The following is an 18,793-nucleotide window of genomic DNA, read 5'->3' as shown; positions in this document are numbered from 1 at the left end:
GGGCAAAAGCAGGTGTGAGCATTCCCGATGACGATCTCGTCGGCCGGTCGATCGAGCGGCCCGAGCAGTTCGCGCCGCTGTTCGACCGGCACGCACCGGCCGTGCACCGCTACCTGGCGCGGCGGGTCGGCGGCATGGCCGATGACCTGCTGGCCGAGACGTTCCTCGTCGCCTTCCGCCGCCGTAGTTCCTATCGAGCCGATGGGGTCGGCGTGCTCCCCTGGCTCTACGGGATAGCCACGAATGTCCTGCGCCGGCACGTGCGACAGGAGGTACGGCGGTACCGCGCGCTCGCCCGGCTGCCCGACACCGCGGCCCCGCTGACCGGCGAGGACGCGGCGATCGACCGGGCCGACGCCGAGGCCCTGCGCCGGCAACTCGCCGAGGCTCTCGCCGGGTTGAACCGCGGCGACCGGGACGTGCTGCTGCTGACAGCCTGGGCCGACCTGTCGTACATCGAGATCGCGGAGGTGCTCGGCATCCCGGTCGGCACCGTCCGCTCGCGTCTGCACCGGGCGCGCCGGGTGACCCGCGATGCGCTCGCACCCCTTCGGATCGCTGAGGAGATGTCATGAACGAGCTGGCCCTACTGCGGGATCACGGTCCGGACGCACCCGAGGTCTCCGGCGTCGCGCTGACCCGGGCCAGGGTCCGGGTGATGAACGAGATCGAGGGCCACGGGCTGCGCCGAAGCCGCCTCGTCTGGGGAATCTCGGTGACCGCCGCCCTCGCCGTCGCGGCCGGCACCGGCTACACGATGGTGCCTGAGCGCACCGCCGTCGTGCAGCCGTCCGCGGTCAAGCTCGTCGCGTTCGAGACTCCGGTGTTCCCGCTGGCATTGCGGCCGCGTCCCGCGGGGTTGAAGGCGCCGGGGATCAGCGGCGGGTTCGGCGACGACAGCCAGGGGCGCACCACGCCGGCAATGACGGCGGTGTACCTGTCATCCGACGCGACCAGCGACGTCTATCTCGCCGTCGACGACCGGTACACCCCGCAGGGAACACTCACGCAGATCAGGACGATCGACCTCGACGGCGGGACGGCGTACCTGGCCGGAACCGGGCCGAAGACAGCCGTACTGAGCTGGCAACGCAGGGACGGCCAGTGGGTCACCCTCAGCGGGCACGGCCGATTCGGCACTGAGAAGGCCGTGTTGTCGCTGGCCAGGACCGTGGCGGACGATCCGCAGCCGGTGCCGCTGCAGGTGCGCCTCGCCCCGGCAGGTTGGCGCCTGCGGGCCTTCAAGGACAACACGATCCTCACCCTCGCCGACCCGGCATCCGCCGCCACGCTCAGCGTCAGTCTCGTGCCCCACCTCGCCTACCTGTCCGGCCCGCAACAGGTCACCGTCGGCGGTCGCCGCGGTGAGATCGTCCGGACTCCCGACGGCTGGATCCTGCAGGTGGAGCTCGTGGACGGCCGGGGGTTCCGCCTGCAGGCGCCGGCTCAGCTGACCCTGGACCAGGTCATCGCCGTCGCCGAGCAGGTCAGTGTGGGACCGGTGTGATGGCCAGTTCCTCGATACGTTGCCAGAGGGGGCGTAGGGCGGCTTCGGGTTCGCGGTTGAAGATGCTGCCGCGGATTCTGACGAAGACGCAGTTGCCCACCCGCTCCAGGACGGCCTGCCTGCGCATGTCGCGTTCCCACTGCTCCGGGCCCTGGTACGCGTCCCCGTCGCATTCGATCGCCAGACGCCGGCCGTCCGGGGAGTTGAGGACGAAGTCGATCCGGTAGCCGCCGATGGCGTACTGGACGATCGGGTCGAAGCCTCGTTGGGCCAGGCGGCGCAGCACCTCGGCTTCGAAGTCGTTCTCGGGTTTTCCGGCCGGCGATGACGATGTGCCGAGGTTCTGCGCGTAGTTGAGCAGCAGTGCGCGGGCGTCGTCGGCGTTCAGGGAGGCGGCGCGTACCGAGTGGAAGATCCATAGTTGGTCGCGGGCGCGGGAGGCGGCGACGTTGACGCGGCGGTGGTATTCGCGCTTGGTGAAGGCCGCGAGCCGGCCGTCGTTGTCGGAGACCACCATGGACACGAGGACCACGTCGCGTTCGTCGCCCTGGAACGTGTACGCGTCGCCCACGCGCAGGCGGCGGGCCTCCATCTCGTCCTCGCCGATGGTCTCGCGGAGCTTGGCGAGCAGGTAGTTCGCCTGGCCGCTCGTGCTGAGCAGGCTGATCACGCCGAGCGTGCGACCGGCGTAGGCAGGGTCCGCGACGATGCGCGAGATCCGATCGGCCAGCGCGTCCGCCTCGGGCACGTTGACGTCGCCGAAGGGAGGAAGCGGTTGGCGTACGCCGTCCGGGATGAACTGCGTGCGTACGGGATCAAGGGCTGGACGGTCCGCACGCAGCGGCTGGATCTTCCCATCGTAGTAGTGGCGTGAGGAGAAGCTGATGATCTGCGGGACGCAGCGGAAGTGTTCGGTGAGCAGGATGCGTTCCGGCGAGCGCCGCACCGCGTGGTCGTAGAGCGACGACTCCGGGTCGAAGTGCTCGGCCGACGGGACGTCGCGCAGGTGGCTGTGGATCAGGCCGGTGACCGCGCCGACAAAGCCGAGTTGCGGGCCGATCTGCTGGTCGTCGCCGACCACGACGGCCCGTTCGGCGAGCGACAGCACGGGCAGCGAGAAGAGGTCCGCCTGCGACGCCTCGTCCACGATCACCACGTCGAAGTGCGCGCCGCCCGCGAACTGTTCGATCGCCCGGTCCACGGACATGACCCAGACGGGTACGGCTTCGACCGCGGACTCCATCGCCCGTTGCGCGTGCACCTGCCAGGCCGCGGCGCTGCGCCCGGTCCCCTTGCCGATCTTGCGCAGCGCGGTGGTCCAGTCGGCGAGCGCGGCCCGGCGCCGATCGTCGAGCGCCCGCGCGACCTCCAGCCACGCCGATGCCACCACCAGGTCGCCGGTGAGCCTGCGGATCTTGTCGCGCCCCTGTTCGACGCGGCGGTTCAGGACGGCCGGATCGACCGCGCCGACCACCTGGTCGAACCATGTCTGCACCTGCCGCCACCGCCAGGCCCGCAGGCACGCGGCACCGGAGACGGCCGGTACCAGTCCGGCGTCCACCTGCCCGGCCCACATTGGCGCCATTTCAGCAAGCCGGGCATGCAAAGCCAGATACCGGTTCACCTCAGCCCGCAGGGCGAGCAGCCGCCGGGTTTCGGCCAGCGCTTCGTCCCAGCCGTCGAGGGTGCGCCAGGCCGCGGCGAGCTGTGGCCACGGCGCGAGGCCGTCGGCCACCGCACGGTCGGCGTCGTCCAGCCGGTCGAGCTCGAAGACCACCGGCGCGTCGTCCAGCAGGGCTTCGATCTCCGCGAGCCGGGCAGGATCGAGATCAAGTTCTTCCTGGGGTACGAGCGAAGCCAAGCGACCGGACAGCTCAGGCCATTCCCGCGCATCCCATCCGAGCGACTGAGCCGCCTCGGCGAGCAGGCCACCGGCCCACACCTCCGGATCGCCCTCGCGCGGCGGGATGCCGAGCCGCTGCACCCATTCCGCCCAGTGCTCGCCCAGCCGGCGTTGAGCCTGCTGCCGCCGCACCCACGCGAGGGCAACGTCGACGTCGGCCACGGTTCGCAGCGGCTCGTCGTCGACGCGTACGTCCTCGGCGAGCTTGAAGAGTGCGGCCTGGAGCAGACGGTTGACGCCCTTGCCGGCGGCGAACCGGGATCGCAGCTCACCGAGACCGGTCATCAGCCGTTTGGGTTCGGCGGCGAGCTGCCTCGGGACGACGACGCGGTGACCCGCGAGTGTGCGCGTCAGGTCAGCGAGCGACTGCTGCAGCGACTCGGTGGCGGTCACGTGATCGGTCCAGACCGTCGCCCAGTGCGGATCGGCGAGCAGGCGTCCGAGCCGGTCGGTCCAGGTGCCCGCGCGACGGTTCAGCCAGGCGACCGCGTCCCGGAGTCCGTCGAGGAGAGCGGTCAGGGATTCGGGGCCCAGGGTGCGTACCGAATCAGGGTCAACGCCCGCCGACGCCAGGCGCGACACCCGCTGCGAGGCCGCCGCCCGATCGGCTCGGTCCTGTTTTGCCCGCGCCGCATCGGGCAGCGCCGAGACGTCCGGCAGGTGCCGCACCGACGCCGCACGATCCGCGGGAGTGAGCCGGCCCGCGAGCTCGAGCAACTCGCCGAACTCCGCCTCGGCCAGCGGCGGAACACCCTGACCGACCGCGTCCGGGATCCCGCCGTTGGTCGCCGCATGTTCGCGGAGCCAGGCCCCGGCCTCCGCGGGTGACAGGGCCGCGTCGTCGATGCGGTAGGTCGCCGACTCGTTCTCGGCGATCGCACGCAGACCGCCGAGCGCCTGAGCCAGATCGCCCTCGGCTTCCTCCAGGCGATGCGTCAACCGCTCGACCCTGCGGGCCTCCGCGGCCTTGTCGAGAGTGGCAGCCCGGTCGGAAAGCTCCCGCGCGGCGAGCTGCAACTGCACAAGCTGATCCGTCGTACGCCCGAGCACGGCAAGACACAACGCCCGCACCTCCTCCGGCAGCCCGTCGCGGAGCACCCGCAACGGGTCCTCTTTCTGCGCGACGACCAGCACGCGCTTCCCGTTCGCCATCAGATGACAGATCAGGTTGCGGATCGTGTGCGTCTTCCCCGTCCCGGGCGGCCCCTGCACCGCAACATTGCGATGCTGCGCCAGCCGCCGCGCGATCGACTCCTGCGCCTCGTTCGTGGGCAAAGGCATGAGCAGCCGCTCCCCGACCCGCTCCCAGTCCCCGGGCCGATCGTCCGGCATCCGCAACTTGCTCGGCTCGTGCGCCACGATCGCGGACAGCGCCCCGATGCTCGCCGTGTCCCCGGCCAGCAGCCGATCGCGGAGGCTCTCGAGGAAACCGCGCAGCAGCCGCTGCTTCGGCCGGGCGAACAGCACACTCGTGTCGACGATGTGCGGCCTCGTGCTGCTCTCGCCCGGGTCCACGATCAGCTTGTCGTAGCCGAGCCGGCCCAGCGCGCGCTCGAAGAACTCACGCCGGTCGAGGTCGCTCCACAGGTCGACCTCCACGGTCCCGGCGGGGCCGGCCAGCGCGAGCAGTTGACCGAGATACCGTTCGTCGAGCCCCGCCAGCGCATCGGTCTGCAACCGCGACGGCCCCTGCGGCGACACGGTGATCAGCGAGCGGTCCGGCTCGTACTCGATCAGCACCGGCGTCGCGACCAGCGGATACCGCACCCGTTCCCCGTCGATGACGGTCTCCAGGATGCCGTGCCCCCAGACCAGCTCGGTGGTCGCCGCGGCCATGTCGACCTGATGCATCCGATCGAACAGCTGCCGATGCACGGTCCGCGTCTGCTCCGCTGCCCGGCTCAGCCCCACCCACGGCCGCCACACCTCCTCCCGCCACACCTCGAACCCGTCGCCCTGCTCCCCCGCCTGAGCCTGGCCGCCCTGAGCCTGGCCGCCCTGAGCCTGGCCCGCCTGGGCCGGCCCCGACTGGCCCTGCTCGGTGTCCCAACTCCTATTTTCCTCATCGGGCCCATCGGCTATATCGGTTCCATTTGGCCGATTGGGTTTGTCAACGGGAGGGAGTTCGTTGAGACGGCGGCGGAGCTCGGCGGGGACCGGAGGCGAGCCCGGCAGATCGGGCAATCCGACCCGCAGCCAGGTCGTGCCGTCGGCGGCCGGACCGACCTCGCACTCCGGGTGCGCGGGTAGTTTGTCCAGCCAGTGCGCATCGCCGGGCACCGTGCGGGCAGGGCGCTCCATGTGGGCGCGCACGGCGAGCAGGTAGTCAGCGACGGAGACAGCCCTGTCCCGGATGACGGTGGGTGACTCCAGCTGCGGCTCGGGCATTCTTCGCAGGTTATCCCTTGCCGTCTCGTCCGGGGCAGCGCCGCACACACCGCGAGCGTTAATGTCTGCCCCACCCGTCTGTCCGACGGGGGAAAAATGTACGCCGACCCGAACGATCCGCTGGTCAGCACCGACTTCGGCGACTGGTGGCGGCGCAGTTCGCCCTTCTGCCCGCGACCTGGAAACCGCTAGCCCGGCGCGGACATCGACCTCCAGCCGTACCTTTCCGGTTTCGGCGCGGTCTTCGCCCTGATCCCGGTCACCTGCCTGCTCTACCTCATCGGCTCGCTCTTCTCGATCGCCGTGGTCCTGGCCACCGAGCTCGCCACATCAGTCTTCTCCGGCATGACCAGCACCGGCTACGCGATGACCGCGGCCATCATGCAGGGCATCTTCTGGTTCGCGGCCGGCATCGTCCTGACCCCGCTCCTGCTCACCACATACGCCGACCTGCGCGCCCGCCGAGCTGCCTGGTCAGCGTTCTTCGGGGTCACGGCCCTGAGCGGACCTGCCGCCGTCGACGGGGATGACCGCGCCGTTGATGAAGCTCGCCGCGTCGGAAAGCAAAAACGCCACCGCGTCCGCAACCTCGGTCGCCCGCCCGAGCCGTCCGAGCGGCTGCAGCAACGCGATCTCCCGGGCGAATTCCTCACCGTGCGCGTCGGACCGCGACGTGGCGATGGAACCCAGAGCAACCGCATTTACGCGTACGCCACGAGGTCCGTAATCAACCGCAAGCGCCCGTGTGAGCCCTTCCACAGCCGCCTTCGCGGTTGCGTAAGCAAGCGCTCCGCGCACCGGCCGCTGCCCCTGGTGCGAGGAGACGTTGACGATCGCCGGGCACCCCGCCCCGATCGCCGCCGCGCTGCCCACGATGACCGGGTTGAGGTTGCGCCCGATCAGCGAGGCGACGCGCAGCGGGTCCTCATGCAGCCACGCGTCCTCGAAGATGGCCGCGTTGTTGACCCACCCGGTCAACGGCTCGCCCACCGCGGCAGCCCGGGCGGCGACCGCGGGATCCGACGCGTCGCCGATCACGGGAACGATCCGGTCCTGACCGGATGCCCATTCCAGCGCCGACGCGTCGAACTCGATGACCGCGACATGACCGCCGCCCGCCACGAGCCGTTCCACGATTGCCCGCCCGATCCCACGCCCGCCACCTGTGACGACATACCAGCTCATACCGTGAATCTACGCAGGATGCCCGTGTACGCCTTGGGCGGCGGCTGCGCGTACTCGGAACGTGCGGAGGTGCGCAGGCCCAGTGTGACAAGCGACTGCGCGAAGAGGGTCGCGGCGGCGACGCCGTCGACGACCGGGACGCCGAGCGCCGCCGACACCTTCTCCGCGAGGTCCGCCATGCCCGCGCAGCCGAGCACGAGCACGTCGGAGTCGTCGTCGTGCAGGGCGGTGCGGCCGAGGGCGACGACCCGGTCCAGCACATCGGGGTCCTTGTCCAGCTCGAGCACCGGAATGTCGCAGGCGTGGACGCCACGGCACGGGGAGCCGTAGCGCGTGGCGAGTTCGTGCGCTCGTCCGCGCGTACGGTCAAGAGTGGTGACCACGCTGAAACCGCGACCGAGCAACGCCGCGGCGTGCATCGCCGCTTCTGCGATGCCGACGACCGGACCACGCGCAAGCTCGCGGGCCGCATCCAGGCCGGGGTCGCCGAAGCAGGCGATCACGTACGCGTCGACCCCCTCGGTCTCGCCGCGGGCGATCTCGGTGAGGATGCCGGGAACGCTGAGCGCCTCGTCGTAGTGACTCTCGATGGAGGCCGGTCCCATGCTCGGGTTGACCGCGTCGAGGCGGGTGCCCGGACCGGCGACGGCCCGGGCACTCTCCTCGATCTTCGCGGTCATCGCCGCCGTGGTGTTGGGGTTGATGACCCGGAGAAACATCAAACAGCGACCGTGTCGGCGGCCGGCTCAGCCGGGGTCGAGGTCCGCCACTGGTTCGCGGTCATCAGCAGGTAGCTGACAAAGCCGAGGCCCATACCGATGAACCAGCTGTACTGGGCGGTGGTGTGCATGCCCGGCCCGCCGCTCCAGAGCACCGGCACCATAGCGACGACCGCGCCGATCGCCGTGGCGATGATGGCCGGCGGGTTGTAGCCCTTGCGGTACCAGTAGCGGCCCTCGGGCGCCATGGTGAACAGGTCGTCCACCACCACCTGCTGCTTCTTGACCAGGTAGTAGTCGGCGATCAGCACCCCGAACAGCGGCCCGATGAACGCGCCGAGCGTCTCCAGCGTGTAGTGGATGACGTCCGGGTTGTTGTAGAGGTTCCACGGGGTGATCAGCACCGATCCGACCGCCGCGATCATGCCGCCGGCGCGCCAGCTGATTTTCTGCGGGCTGACGTTCGAGAAGTCGAACGCGGGCGAGATGAAGTTCGCGACGATGTTGATGCCGATCGTGGCGATGCTGAAGGTGAGCGCACCGAGGACGATCGCGAACGTGCTGTCGATGCGGGCCACCGTGGCGACCGGGTCGGTGATGAGCTCGCCGAAGACCGGGATGGTCAGCGAGGACGTGATGACCACCAGGAGCGAGAACGCCAGGAAGTTCACCGGCAGGCCGAGCACGTTGCCGGTCTTCACCGCCTTGAACGACTTACCGTATCGGGAGAAGTCCCCAAAGTTCAGCATCGGGCCGGAGAAGTACGACACGACCAGCGCGATCGCGCCGAGCATGATCGGGATGGCGTCGACGCCCTTGTACTTCACCTCGCCGAGGTTGAGGTTGATGTGCCCCCACCCGGCCTTGTAGATGAGGTATCCGGCGAGCGCGATCATCACGACGTAGACGGCCGGCCCGCAGAAGTCGATGAACCGGCGGATCGTCTCCATGCCGGTCCAGAAGACCGCGGCCTGCAGGACCCAGAGCACCGCGTAGGAACACCAGCCGAGCAGCGGAAGCCCGAGGAAGCCGTACTGGTTGACGTCCGCGTACGGCGCCAGGTCCGGGATCAGCTTCAGCACCACGACGTCGAGTGCGGCGCTGGCAAGGTAGGTCTGGATGCCGTACCAGGCGACGGCGATCGCGCCGCGGATGATGGCCGGCACGTTGGCGCCGAGCACCCCGAAGACCGTGCGGCAGATGACCGGATAGGGCACCCCGGCCTGCTGGCTCGGCTTCGCGACCAGGTTGCAGAAGAAGTAGACGATGGTGATGCCGACGAGCAGCGAGACCAGCACCTGCCAGCTCGACAGCCCGAGCGCGAACAGCGAGCCCGCGGTCACGTACCCGCCGACGCTGTGCACATCGGACATCCAGAACGCGAAGATGTTGTACGAGCCCCACGTCTGCTTCTTCAGCGGCGCGAGATCCTCGTTGGTCAACCGTGGGTCGTATCCGGGCTTGATGAGGCCGGCGCCGACCGGCATTCCGGCGGCCTCGACGAGATCGTTGTTGGTCATGCCCACTCCTGGGGTCGAGCGGCTGAGTTGCCGCTCAACCTAGGAATGGCCTGTTTCGATTCGATGAGCGGAGATATATATCTACGAGATTCGGTGGAACAGGCCGGTGTCCTGGGGCAGACGGGAGATGTAGGACTGCAGCCGCCGGTGGTGCGCGCCGCACACCTCGATGAGCGCATCGGCGTCCCGGGAGATGAAGGCCGCGAGCATCACGTCGTGGTCGCCGTGCAGCAATGCGCGTTCGGCGGCATCGAGGTGCGACATGGGTTGCAGCGGCTCGGTCATGTTCCAGGCGGTGCTCAGCATGTGCAGCAGCCGGTGCATCGCGCACGGTTGGATCAGCGCCAGGTGAAAACGCCGGCTCTCCCGGTGATGCGCGCGACCGTCGCCGGCGACGACCGCCTCGCTCAGCGCGGCATGCGCTGCCCGGGCGGCATCGTCGTCGCGCGCACCCGCCAGCCCGACCGCAACACGCATCGCCGCGGTTTCCAGCGCCTCACGGACCAGGTAGATCTCGCCGAACTCGCCCGGCGTCATCATGGCGACCCGATACCCGGTGTGCGCGCGATGGTCGACCAGACCTTCCCCGATCAACGTCATCAGGGCTTCCCGTACGGGTATGCGGCTCACCCCGAACGAAGCCGCGACGCCGTCCACGGGGATGGGGGAACCCGGAGGCACCTCACCGTCGAGGATGCAGCGGCGCAGCTCGTTGAGGATCTCGGTCTGCGAGGAGCCCTCCGGCCGGACACTCAGCCGGGACAGCAACACGGATCGAACGCGCGGGTTGGGCATGAACCCTCCCAAGGAAGAACCCATGTCCGACGATATTCCCGTCGCGTTATCGCCGTGTTACTCGCTGCTCACGAAAGCTGCTCACGGAAACTGCAGCCGCCTCGGCCTCGGGATGACCGGGGGCGGCAGCGGCAGGTCGTCCAGATGGCTCCAGTTGAGCGCGCCGTTGTCCGTGGACTTGATCTCGCCGAGGCAGGCGCGGAGCAGACCCAGGTGCGGCGCCCCCGCATATCCGGCGATCACCACCTCCGGTGCCGGATCGATGCCGGCGATCGCGGCACAGATCTTGGCTACCTCCCGTTCGTCGACGGCGTCCAGCGGCAGCGGCATCTCCGCCTGCGACCGCCGCCAGGGCGGGCCGAAACGGCGGAGCAGCTCGCGGGCGAGCCGGCCGAACGAGCGGTCCACCGCGGCGTCGCGCATGGAGTCGCGGGCGGACTGGCCGTAGCACCACGGCACCACCACGTGGCCGTTGATGACCACGAGCTGGTAGACCGACCGCGGGATGCTGATGATCTCGGCTCCGGGCAGCGTGCCCAGGAAGAGCACGAGCTCCTCGTACGGGAGCGGCCACCGGGGGTTGGCCAGCACTCGCTCCGTGGTTTGGGTCATCGAAGGATGGGCGTTGACCTCACGCTCGATCGCCGTGCTCAACGCCTCGGGAACCCGGGTCCAGATCTCGGCGGCGACCTTGTCGCCGAACTGCTCGACAACCCAGTCGCTAGGACCGACCAGAACGTCGGGACGCATTCCACCACCACCGTCCGTGTCGCTGGCGCTACGTCTGGCTAGAAGAGTTCCACCATCGGAGATCGACAGGAAGGGTCTTCTGGCGAGATCTCAAAAACGTCCATGAATGAAAACCGGCAGGACGGGCAAACCGTTGCGGCGACGTTGGAGCAGCAGGTCCGTGACTCGCGAAACGTGCAACTTGCAGGGCGAACCGCTCCCGCAAGTTGCACGCCGGCTCACGAATCAGTCCTCTATTTGACAGTGAACCGTATCCATATTTCGAGATGGTGACCGACCTGCAAACATCAACGGACAGTGATCGACTGATCCGGACCCGCCGGTCGGCACAGCCCTTGTTGATAAGGTCCCGGCGTGACACGGTTCCGGCGCCTCTTGCCGGTCGCACTCGCCCTCGCGGCGCTCGTGTGCGGCGGGGTGCTGATCGTGCGGGCAAGCGCCCTACGCGTACGCGATGCCGAAGACACAATCCGCACGGCCCTGGACAATCAGGGGTCTGCCCTGCTGCGCGGCGACCGCAGCGGTTGGTTGCGCGAGGTGGACGCCTCACTCTGGCCGGAAATGATCCGTCTGTACGCCAACCTGCGCGGTTTTGAGTTGTCCAGCTGGATCCCGCGTACCACCAGTGTGTCCGGCAACGGATCCGTGTGGCACGCGTCGGTGCAGGCCCGCGTCTGTTTCGCGGGCGCACATTGCCGCCGCGACCCCGACTCGTACGTTCCCCTCGGCGACGTGCTCACCGCGTCGACCACCTGGCGCATCACCGCCGGCCACGCGACCCTGACCGCGTTCGCCCAGCAATTCACCCCGGCGATGCCGGCCGCCGTCCCCTGGAAATCAGCGGCCCTCACCTTCGCCACAGGCACCCGCGTGATCGTCGCCGCCTCGGACGACTCGGTGCGACCGTCAACCTGGCTGGCAGCAGCGGACCGCGCAGCCCAGGCAGCCGACCGTTACGCACTCTCCTCCCCCCGCCCCGGCAAGTACCTGATCTACCTCGCCGCGTCCGGCGAATGGGCGACAGCCATCGGCGACGACCGCGAAGCCGAAGCCTTCGTCGACCGCACCAGCAAAGAAACCGCGTTCACCGTCGTCGACGCCGCCGAACCCCCCGACGAACGCCTCCTGCGCCACGAGTTGGGCCACGTCGCCACCCTGCTCGGCACCCTGGGCGGCCACGCCGACTGGGCGATCGAAGGCATGGCGGAATACATCGCCTGGGAACAAACCCCGATGACCGCCTACCGCCTGACGTCGGCAGCCCGCAACCACATCACGCGTACGGGCTGGAAGGGCCGCCTCGACCTCGACTGGTCCACGGACCCCACCGACCGCGTGGGTTTCTACGCGATGGCCTACCTGGCATTTCGCTGCCTCGGCGCCACCTACGGCGACAGAAAACTCCTGGCCTTCTTCGCCACCGTGGTCCGCGAAGGCCGCACCCCGACGGAGGCTGCCCCGCCAACCCTGGGCGCCCCCTGGCCCGACATCCAATCCACCTGCGCCCCGAAAATCCGCTCCTGGCTCGCCCTGCATTGAGGTTCGGGCTGCATTGAGGTTCGGGCTGCGTTGAGGTTCGGGCTGCGTTGAGATTCGGTGCTGCGTTGAGGCTCGGTGCTGCGTTGAGGCTCCCGCTGCGTTGAGGGTCCGCGCTGCATTAGGGTTTGCCACGGCACAACTTTGTTGCGAGGTGCCCCGCTCCACAGCGGGGAGAATCGGGAAGCCGGCGCAATTCCGGCACGGGCCCGCCGCGGTAACCGGGAAGCTGCCGCCCACGCGCACACGCGCAGCCACTGGCCCCACAGCTGGGAAGGCGGGCGGTGAGGTGACGATCCGGAAGTCCGAAGACCGGCCTCGCAGACGCACGCCCCGGCCGCACGCCGGGGCCATCAGCGCAGCGGGAGCCTGCCCATGGACCTCTACGAAACCATCCACCGCCGCCGCGACGTCCGAGGCCAATTCACCGGAGCCCCCATCCCGGCAGAAACCCTCACCAGAATCCTCACGGCCGCCCACGCCGCCCCCAGCGTCGGCCTCACCCAACCCTGGGACTTCATCCTCATCAACGATGAAGGAGTCAAGAACGCCTTCCACACCCACGTCCAGCAGGAAAGAAAAACCTTCGAATCCACCCTCGACGCCCCCACCGCCAACCGCTTCGCCACCATCAAAATCGACGGCATCCTCGAATCAACCCTCTCCCTCGCCGTCACCTACGACCCCACCCGAGGAAGCCCCGCAGTCCTGGGCCGCCACGCCATAGCCGACGCCGGCCTCTACTCCGTCTGCCTCGCCATCCAAAACCTCTGGCTGGCCGCCACCGCCGAAAACCTCGGCATCGGCTGGGTCTCCTTCTACCGCGAAGACTTCCTCACCCAGTTGCTGAACATCCCCACCGGCATCAGACCGGTCGCCTGGCTCTGCCTAGGCCCGGTCACCCACCTCGAAGAGACCCCCGACCTGGAAAGGCACGGCTGGCGAACCCGCCGCCCCCTCTCCAAGGCCCTCCACGAGAACCGGTGGACCGAGAGGTAGCGCATCAGGCCGGCGCGCTTGTGGAGGGCGCGCCGGCTCTGCGGTGGCAATGGCGACGAGCCAGTCGCGTTACGCGGGCCTGACCTGCTCCGGAGTCAAGGTTGTCAGGGAGAGCGTCGCGCCGTCGTCATCGGTGAACTCCACCTCGTAGGCGAGTTCCGGGTCACGAAAAATGTCCACAATCGTGCCCACGGCGCCGGCTTTCAGCCCTTCCGCGGGCAGGTCGGCCGCGAGGGCGACAACATCCAGTTCATCGAACTCCATGGTCTCCTACTTCGGGAATGAGATGGTGACCATCCGTGGCTCGGTCGCCCCCGCATCGACTATCCACGCCGTCCGGACGGTTATCGTGCCGGTCGGGCCGGACAGAGGAACGTCCACGGACCACCGTTGTCCATGTTGGTCCAGTTTGCCGAGAATAGGCGTCCCCGATCGCACGCCTTCGCGAATCTGCTGCTCAATCGAACCCGCGTCGCCCACGTCGAGACCGGTGGCCGAATGTATGACGCGGTATTTGTTCTTGCCAACCGGGTGATCAGGATTCATCGCATAGTCGGTGATCTTCCGTGGATCCGGCTCTGCCGTCGAAAAATCCGGCGGTTCCGGCTCAGGCGGTGGCCCGTCCGGACCTGGAGTGCCTCCCTCATCGGGTGACCGCGACGGTCCGTCTCCGCCCCCAGTTCGCTGCATGCCGTTCAGGTCGTCGACGTTGTGGGTGAGGCGGGCAGAGGATTTCAGGAGGCGGCGGAGGCTGGTGATCAGGCTTTTGAGCCAGCCGGCGATCTTGGCTGCCCAGGAGGCGCACAGCGTGGTGACCTGTTCGACTACCAGCGGGGTGGCGACGCCCAGGGTTGCGGCCAGTTCTGCCGCGTAGGCGATCAAGCGTGAGACCACCGTTGCCACCGCGTCGCGGATCATCAGGCGGACTGCGCCGACCAGGGCTCCTGCGACTTCGGTGATGGAGGCTGTGGTGGTGGCTGCGGTGGCGACGGTTTCCAGGAGGTTTGCCTGGTGGGTGGCTTTGGTCGCGTAGGCGGTTGCTGCGGGGCCGGACCAGTCGGGGAGGTCTGCCTCGAGGGAGGCGCGCAGGGTGGCGGCGTCCTGGTGGAGGGATGCGGCTGTGTTTCGCCAGGTGGTGGCGTTGGCTGTGATCTGGGCGGGGTTGCCGGCGAGCCAGTCGAGGGTTTCGGAGAGAGGCTTGACGTGTTCGATCAGCCAGGCGATGCCGTACTGGAGGAGGCCGCCGAGCGGGTCGGAGATCAGGGCCAGGCCGTCGAGGCCTATGCCGACCGCGCCGAGGGTGCCGTCGATCCAGCTGCCGCTTTCGACTGCGTGGGCGATCTGTTCGATGTCATCGGCGATCCAGATGCCGGCCCACGGGGTCACGCTCTCGTCGGCGGTAGCGATCAGGGGATCGGTGGTCACAGGAGGTTCCTGATGGTGCGGAACACCTGCTCACGGGCACGGTCGGTGGCGTCGTAGTCGTCGGCGGTCGCGTGCAGGTGGGTCGCGATGTCGTGCAGGGTCGTGGATGCGGTGCGCAGGGTGCCGGTCAGGGTCGCGTGCAGGTCGCCGAGGGCTGCCGGGATCATCGCGCACAGTTCGCCGTACGCGTCGGCTCCGGCTTGGACGCTTGCTGCAGCATCGGCCGCCGACGCGACGCTCCCTGCCAGCGCCTCGACATGCACGGCGTGGGCGGCCACGTCGTCAGCGCGCACCGAAAAGTGGCCAGCCGCGCTCAGCGAAGAGTCGCCGGTCGCGCTCAGCGAAGAGTCGCCGGTCACGCTCAGCGAGGAGTCGCCGGTCGCGCCGTCTTGGCGTACCGGATAAGGGCCTGTCATGTCGGTGGCCGGAAGAACGAGGCGATGACGGCCTGGCCTGTCGCGGAGTCGGCGCCGATCGTCTCGGCCGTTGCGGAAGCGGCCCTGTCGGCGAACGCTGCCTGCGCCACCTCGAGCGCGGCCAGAATCTCCCGCGCGGTCTCGCCAGCCGGCCTGCCCCGGATGCCCTCCTCCAGCCGAACTCCCGTCAGCCGCCCGCCCTGCCCCACCGTGACCGCCACGAGCCCGTCGTCGCTCTCGGCGGTCACCGTCAGCCCGGCCAGCCGCGCACCCAACTCCCGCGCCTGGGCCGCCCGCTGCTCAAACCCTGCCTGCCACCCGTCAATCCGCCCCTCGACCGCATCAAGGCCTCCCTCATCGACCACCCCGCCACGCTAACCCCCCGGTACGACACTTTCCCGGACACAAGATCTTTTATAGGTACGCCCGAACTGGCCCACAACCGCACAAACCACCAACCCGGTCTCCGGCCGCTCGCGCAACCGCTCTGTCCACCCAGGACCCTGACCTGCCAGAACTACCGCGCCCCCACCACGCACCGCCGAAACGTCGAAAAGTGCCGATCCCGCAGGAGGGCACAAGTCGGACCTCACGCGCGTACGGCGTTGCGGTGTCCGGGCATGCGGATTCACCTGGACGCTCACACCCGAGAGATGCCATGCCGTGTCCGCGTGACTGAGCGATCCGGCCGCGGATCTCACCCATGACAACTGCGGCGGCGCATTGACCTCAACCGCTGTTCACTTTCTACGGTGTCGGCGTGATGAAGGATTACTCCGAGGCCGAACTCGCCCGTCAGCCCATCGGATACTGGAGCGGCGAGGCGTATCGCGTCGTTGTCGGGCAGATCCGGGCCGCCTTGGCGGAAGAGCAGCTCACCCAGCCGCACTGGTGGACGTTGAACCACGTGTCCGGTGCGCCCGGTCAGTGGGGGCGAGCGGCGCTCGCCGAACGGTTGCGGCGTTTCGACGACCTCGGCGTCAGCTTCGACGACATGTTCGACGACCTCGCGGGTCGCGGCTGGATGGTCGACGTGGATGGCACTCTCACCCTGACCGAGGACGGCATGGCCGGGCTGGCACGCGCGCGGGAACGCAGCGCTCGCGTGCATGCGCAGACCCATCGGGGCGTCACTACCGCCGAATATGCCGCGGCGCTGAACGTGCTCCGCCGCATGATCGACAACCTGGGCGGCGACAGCGACCTACCCTGACCTGGGGAGGGCGGCCAGGTGGGCGAGCATTGCCTGGTTGGCTTCCCAGCCGTCCGGGAACTTCACCGGGACTCCCAGATGGACCGGTTCCGTTGACGGGTGGGCGTCGAGGAGGTCGGCGATTCCTTCGCGGGCCACCACCACGCAGGCGTGGCGGTGGCGGGAGGTCAGGACACAGAGGCGGCCCGACTCGAGGTGGAACGCGGTGGCGTCGCGGCGGCCGGACAGGGGATGCAGGACGACGGTCAGGTCGTACTCGCGGCCTTGGAGGCGGTTGGCCGTGTCGACGGTGATGTCCTGGGCTTGCGGGGGTAGAAAGGCCCGGATGGCGGCGACCTGGTCGCGGTGGGCGGCGCCGATGGCGATGCGGTCGGCGGTCAGGGGGCGGGTGCCCGCTTCGGAGTGCGAGACGCCGTCGCGGGCGAGGGCCCGGGTGGCGATCAGGGCGCAGGCCGCGGCGGCTTCGGCGTCGGTGCGCACGGTGAAGCGGGCGGGGAGTTCGTGCAGGCCCCAGCCCGAGGCGGCTGCGGTGTCGAGCACTTCGTCGATCGCGGACGCTGCGACCGTACTGAAAGAGAGAGATCTGTCGGACGGACCGGTGCCGGACCGGAAGCCGGTGAAAGGGTAGAAGGCCTTGGCCACCACCGGGGCCGCGGAGGCCGGGAGGCGCCAGGAGACCGGGAGGCGGTGGACCGGGAGCTCGGGATTGTGGCGCAGCAGGACGGCGACGGCGCTCTGCATGGGGTCCCAGGACAGGCCTGTCCAGCGGTCGACCTCGACGGTCGAGAACGGGTCGAGCTGACCCGGATCGCCGACGAACAACGCCCGCTCGAAGCGGGGTGCCACGCGGAGCAGGGCGTCGGAACGCATCTGGTATGCCTCGTCGACGATCGCCCAGGGCCAGGTGCCGTCGGTGACCGTCGCCCATTTCGCGGCTGTGCCGATCGTCACGGGGGCGCCGCCCAGGTCGGGCACCTTGGCGCCGACCCTGCAGGACGGGTGGGCCCGGACCCGCTCGGTCGCGGCGTAGTCGACCGCGGAGAGCCGGCCGACGCCGAGCCCGGGATGCTTGTCGCCGAGCCGTTCGATGAGATCGTCGACCTGCTCGTTGGTCTGCGCCACGATCATCAGCGGCGTGCCGGTGGCGGCGAGCACGCCGGCCGCACGCACGACCAGGGTGCTCTTGCCCGCACCCGGCGGCGAGTCGACCACGATGCCCCGATGCCCCGATGTCGCCAGATCATCGAGCACGGCGTCGACGATCCGCGTCGCCTCGGTGCCGGGGCTCTCCATCGTCTGCGTCACGGGACCACCGTATCCGTGTCCTCTGACATTTTTTGGTTCACCTGGAGTGAGACAACGCGCGCGCATCGTCCATGATCGGCAGCGCCCGGCTACTTTGAGTGAATGACCGTATTCACGGCGACCGAGGCTTCGGACGACGGTGTCTACCGGCCCATCCTCCGTTCCCGCCGGGGCGAGCTCACCGCCCTGCACCACCTCGACGCCGCCGACGCGCGCCGGGTCATGCCGATCATCGAACTCGGCAGCGGTGACCGGCTGCCGCAGCTCATCAAGCAGGTGCCGCCCCGGACCGGGGCGATCGGCGTGGACCTGGGCGCGATCCCGGACCCCGCCGACCCGCTCACGTCGCCGCCGCTCGACCTCGCCGAGGAACTGGCCGGGCTCGGGGTGGCGATGCTGCCGGTGCTCCGGGCGTACGACAGTCCTCGCCGCCTGGTGGAACACGGCCTGGCCGCGCGCATGCACCTCAAGCGTGCGGTCCTGCGGCTTCAGCCGCATGTGGACGCCCGCAACCCGGCCGGAGCCACCAGCACGACCGACCGCCTGCTCACCGGTTCCGGGCTCGACCCCGAACATGTCGACCTGGTGATCGACCTCGCCGAAACGGCCTGTGCCGCGCATGCGGACCGCTTCGAGGAGCGCGCCCGCCACGTGCTGCGGTGGGCGCGTGACCAGCCATGGCGTTCGGTCACGGTCGCTGCGGGGGCGATGCCGGCCAATCTCGACGACCTGCCGACCGACGAGGCGGTCACGGTCGGTCGTCTGGACGCCCAGGTGTGGGCCCGGCTCTGCGAGCCGGGCGTCGGCTATTCGGACTACGGCGTGACCTCCCCCGTACGCCGAAACGGCTCTCACCATCGCCAACTGCCGACTCTGCGCTACACGGCGGACCGGGACTGGTGGATCTATCGCTGGGCACGCCGCGGCAGCCGGAGCGACGACCGCTGCTACGACCTGTGCCGGACGCTGGTCGACTCGCCGCACTGGCCCGCGACAGGCTCGCACTTCTCGTGGGGTGACGCCCAGATAGCGCGCCAGGCCAGAAGCGCACGGGGCGCCGGCAGCTCGGCCAGCTGGGTGGCATGGGGAACGTCCCACCACATCGCTCACGTCCTGCGGGGCCTCGCCTGAG

General features: G+C 69.1%; 17 protein-coding genes and 1 riboswitch. Of the genes, 6 read left to right on the top strand and 11 right to left on the bottom strand.

Annotated features, from left to right (window positions below):
• The first annotated feature begins 14 nt into the window (after nucleotides 1-14).
• Both Aco04nite_RS13205 and Aco04nite_RS13200 read left to right on the top strand, forming a co-directional pair.
• A complete protein-coding gene (locus Aco04nite_RS13205) occupies nucleotides 15-575 on the top strand; it encodes an RNA polymerase sigma factor (protein WP_212997524.1) in 561 nt (186 codons plus the stop codon).
• Entirely contained in the window at nucleotides 572-1,507 is a 936-nt protein-coding gene (locus tag Aco04nite_RS13200) for a hypothetical protein (protein ID WP_212997523.1), read from the top strand. The genes Aco04nite_RS13205 and Aco04nite_RS13200 overlap by 4 nt, the downstream gene beginning before the upstream one ends.
• Here the strand turns inward: Aco04nite_RS13200 and Aco04nite_RS13195 are convergent.
• From Aco04nite_RS13195 to Aco04nite_RS13170, 6 genes are all read right to left on the bottom strand, one after another.
• Complete coding sequence (locus tag Aco04nite_RS13195) at nucleotides 1,488-5,798, bottom strand: PDDEXK-like endonuclease domain-containing protein (protein ID WP_212997522.1); 4,311 nt, start codon at nucleotides 5,796-5,798, stop codon at nucleotides 1,488-1,490. The two genes, Aco04nite_RS13200 and Aco04nite_RS13195, sit on opposite strands and share 20 nt — an antisense overlap.
• 474 nt (nucleotides 5,799-6,272) lie before the next feature.
• A complete protein-coding gene (locus tag Aco04nite_RS13190; protein ID WP_212997521.1) occupies nucleotides 6,273-6,983 on the bottom strand; it encodes an SDR family NAD(P)-dependent oxidoreductase in 711 nt (236 codons plus the stop codon).
• Nucleotides 6,980-7,702 carry an aspartate/glutamate racemase family protein gene (locus tag Aco04nite_RS13185; RefSeq protein WP_212997520.1) on the bottom strand — a complete coding sequence of 241 codons (723 nt, stop codon included), beginning with the start codon at nucleotides 7,700-7,702 and terminating at the stop codon, nucleotides 6,980-6,982. Before Aco04nite_RS13185 ends, Aco04nite_RS13190 begins: the two co-directional genes overlap by 4 nt.
• Entirely contained in the window at nucleotides 7,702-9,222 is a 1,521-nt protein-coding gene (locus tag Aco04nite_RS13180) for an NCS1 family nucleobase:cation symporter-1 (protein ID WP_244875957.1), read from the bottom strand. The genes Aco04nite_RS13185 and Aco04nite_RS13180 overlap by 1 nt, the downstream gene beginning before the upstream one ends.
• Before the next feature lie 81 nt (nucleotides 9,223-9,303).
• Entirely contained in the window at nucleotides 9,304-10,017 is a 714-nt protein-coding gene (locus Aco04nite_RS13175) for a GntR family transcriptional regulator (protein ID WP_212997519.1), read from the bottom strand.
• Between the two features lie 81 nt (nucleotides 10,018-10,098).
• Complete coding sequence (locus Aco04nite_RS13170; protein ID WP_212997518.1) at nucleotides 10,099-10,767, bottom strand: hypothetical protein; 669 nt, start codon at nucleotides 10,765-10,767, stop codon at nucleotides 10,099-10,101.
• 354 nt (nucleotides 10,768-11,121) lie between these two features.
• On the opposite strand from Aco04nite_RS13170, the gene Aco04nite_RS13165 reads away from it, so the two are divergent.
• Both Aco04nite_RS13165 and bluB read left to right on the top strand, forming a co-directional pair.
• A complete protein-coding gene (locus Aco04nite_RS13165) occupies nucleotides 11,122-12,306 on the top strand; it encodes a hypothetical protein (protein ID WP_212997517.1) in 1,185 nt (394 codons plus the stop codon).
• A gap of 135 nt (nucleotides 12,307-12,441) precedes the next feature.
• A riboswitch (cobalamin riboswitch) is annotated at nucleotides 12,442-12,636 on the top strand.
• Nucleotides 12,637-12,678: 42 nt separating this feature from the next.
• A complete protein-coding gene (bluB, locus tag Aco04nite_RS13160; protein WP_212997516.1) occupies nucleotides 12,679-13,302 on the top strand; it encodes a 5,6-dimethylbenzimidazole synthase in 624 nt (207 codons plus the stop codon).
• A 69-nt stretch (nucleotides 13,303-13,371) separates the two neighbouring features.
• Here the strand turns inward: bluB and Aco04nite_RS13155 are convergent, their stop codons facing one another.
• The 4 genes from Aco04nite_RS13155 to Aco04nite_RS13140 are packed head-to-tail and all read right to left on the bottom strand — an operon-like array spanning nucleotide 13,372 to nucleotide 15,508.
• Entirely contained in the window at nucleotides 13,372-13,566 is a 195-nt protein-coding gene (locus Aco04nite_RS13155; protein ID WP_212997515.1) for a DUF4926 domain-containing protein, read from the bottom strand.
• A 6-nt stretch (nucleotides 13,567-13,572) separates the two neighbouring features.
• Nucleotides 13,573-14,727 carry a DUF6883 domain-containing protein gene (locus Aco04nite_RS13150; RefSeq protein WP_212997514.1) on the bottom strand — a complete coding sequence of 385 codons (1,155 nt, stop codon included), beginning with the start codon at nucleotides 14,725-14,727 and terminating at the stop codon, nucleotides 13,573-13,575.
• Entirely contained in the window at nucleotides 14,724-15,143 is a 420-nt protein-coding gene (locus Aco04nite_RS13145) for a type VII secretion target (protein ID WP_212997513.1), read from the bottom strand. The genes Aco04nite_RS13150 and Aco04nite_RS13145 overlap by 4 nt, the downstream gene beginning before the upstream one ends.
• Nucleotides 15,140-15,508: a YbaB/EbfC family nucleoid-associated protein gene (locus Aco04nite_RS13140; RefSeq protein ID WP_212997512.1), complete on the bottom strand. Its 369-nt coding sequence runs from the start codon at nucleotides 15,506-15,508 to the stop codon at nucleotides 15,140-15,142. The genes Aco04nite_RS13145 and Aco04nite_RS13140 overlap by 4 nt, the downstream gene beginning before the upstream one ends.
• 395 nt (nucleotides 15,509-15,903) lie before the next feature.
• Here Aco04nite_RS13140 and Aco04nite_RS13135 point away from each other — a divergent pair, with 395 nt between their 5' ends.
• Nucleotides 15,904-16,356, top strand: coding sequence for a winged helix DNA-binding protein (locus tag Aco04nite_RS13135; protein ID WP_212997511.1), 453 nt, complete (start codon nucleotides 15,904-15,906; stop codon nucleotides 16,354-16,356).
• Here Aco04nite_RS13135 and Aco04nite_RS13130 read toward each other — a convergent pair.
• Entirely contained in the window at nucleotides 16,348-17,649 is a 1,302-nt protein-coding gene (locus tag Aco04nite_RS13130; RefSeq protein WP_212997722.1) for an AAA family ATPase, read from the bottom strand. The genes Aco04nite_RS13135 and Aco04nite_RS13130 overlap by 9 nt on opposite strands.
• Before the next feature lie 114 nt (nucleotides 17,650-17,763).
• On the opposite strand from Aco04nite_RS13130, the gene Aco04nite_RS13125 reads away from it, so the two are divergent.
• Nucleotides 17,764-18,792, top strand: coding sequence for a beta family protein (locus Aco04nite_RS13125; RefSeq protein WP_212997510.1), 1,029 nt, complete (start codon nucleotides 17,764-17,766; stop codon nucleotides 18,790-18,792).
• The last annotated feature ends 1 nt before the right edge of the window (nucleotide 18,793 follow it).

The organism is Winogradskya consettensis, assembly GCF_018332715.1.
GTDB lineage: Bacteria > Actinomycetota > Actinomycetes > Mycobacteriales > Micromonosporaceae > Actinoplanes > Actinoplanes consettensis.
Note: the sequence above shows the minus strand (reverse complement) of the source record. Positions and strands in the feature narration are given on the sequence as shown.

Excerpts from the sequence above, each read along its gene's own strand:
- Aco04nite_RS13200 (WP_212997523.1), top strand. The coding sequence starts at position 572 with ATGAACGAGCTGGCCCTACTGCGGGATCACGGTCCGGACGCACCCGAG.
- Aco04nite_RS13195 (WP_212997522.1), bottom strand. The coding sequence starts at position 5,798 with ATGCCCGAGCCGCAGCTGGAGTCACCCACCGTCATCCGGGACAGGGCT.
- Aco04nite_RS13190 (WP_212997521.1), bottom strand. The coding sequence starts at position 6,983 with ATGAGCTGGTATGTCGTCACAGGTGGCGGGCGTGGGATCGGGCGGGCA.
- Aco04nite_RS13185 (WP_212997520.1), bottom strand. The coding sequence starts at position 7,702 with ATGTTTCTCCGGGTCATCAACCCCAACACCACGGCGGCGATGACCGCG.
- Aco04nite_RS13180 (WP_244875957.1), bottom strand. The coding sequence starts at position 9,222 with ATGACCAACAACGATCTCGTCGAGGCCGCCGGAATGCCGGTCGGCGCC.
- Aco04nite_RS13175 (WP_212997519.1), bottom strand. The coding sequence starts at position 10,017 with ATGCCCAACCCGCGCGTTCGATCCGTGTTGCTGTCCCGGCTGAGTGTC.
- Aco04nite_RS13170 (WP_212997518.1), bottom strand. The coding sequence starts at position 10,767 with ATGCGTCCCGACGTTCTGGTCGGTCCTAGCGACTGGGTTGTCGAGCAG.
- bluB (WP_212997516.1), top strand. The coding sequence starts at position 12,679 with ATGGACCTCTACGAAACCATCCACCGCCGCCGCGACGTCCGAGGCCAA.
- Aco04nite_RS13155 (WP_212997515.1), bottom strand. The coding sequence starts at position 13,566 with ATGGAGTTCGATGAACTGGATGTTGTCGCCCTCGCGGCCGACCTGCCC.
- Aco04nite_RS13145 (WP_212997513.1), bottom strand. The coding sequence starts at position 15,143 with ATGACAGGCCCTTATCCGGTACGCCAAGACGGCGCGACCGGCGACTCC.
- Aco04nite_RS13130 (WP_212997722.1), bottom strand. The coding sequence starts at position 17,649 with ATGGAGAGCCCCGGCACCGAGGCGACGCGGATCGTCGACGCCGTGCTC.
- Aco04nite_RS13125 (WP_212997510.1), top strand. The coding sequence starts at position 17,764 with ATGACCGTATTCACGGCGACCGAGGCTTCGGACGACGGTGTCTACCGG.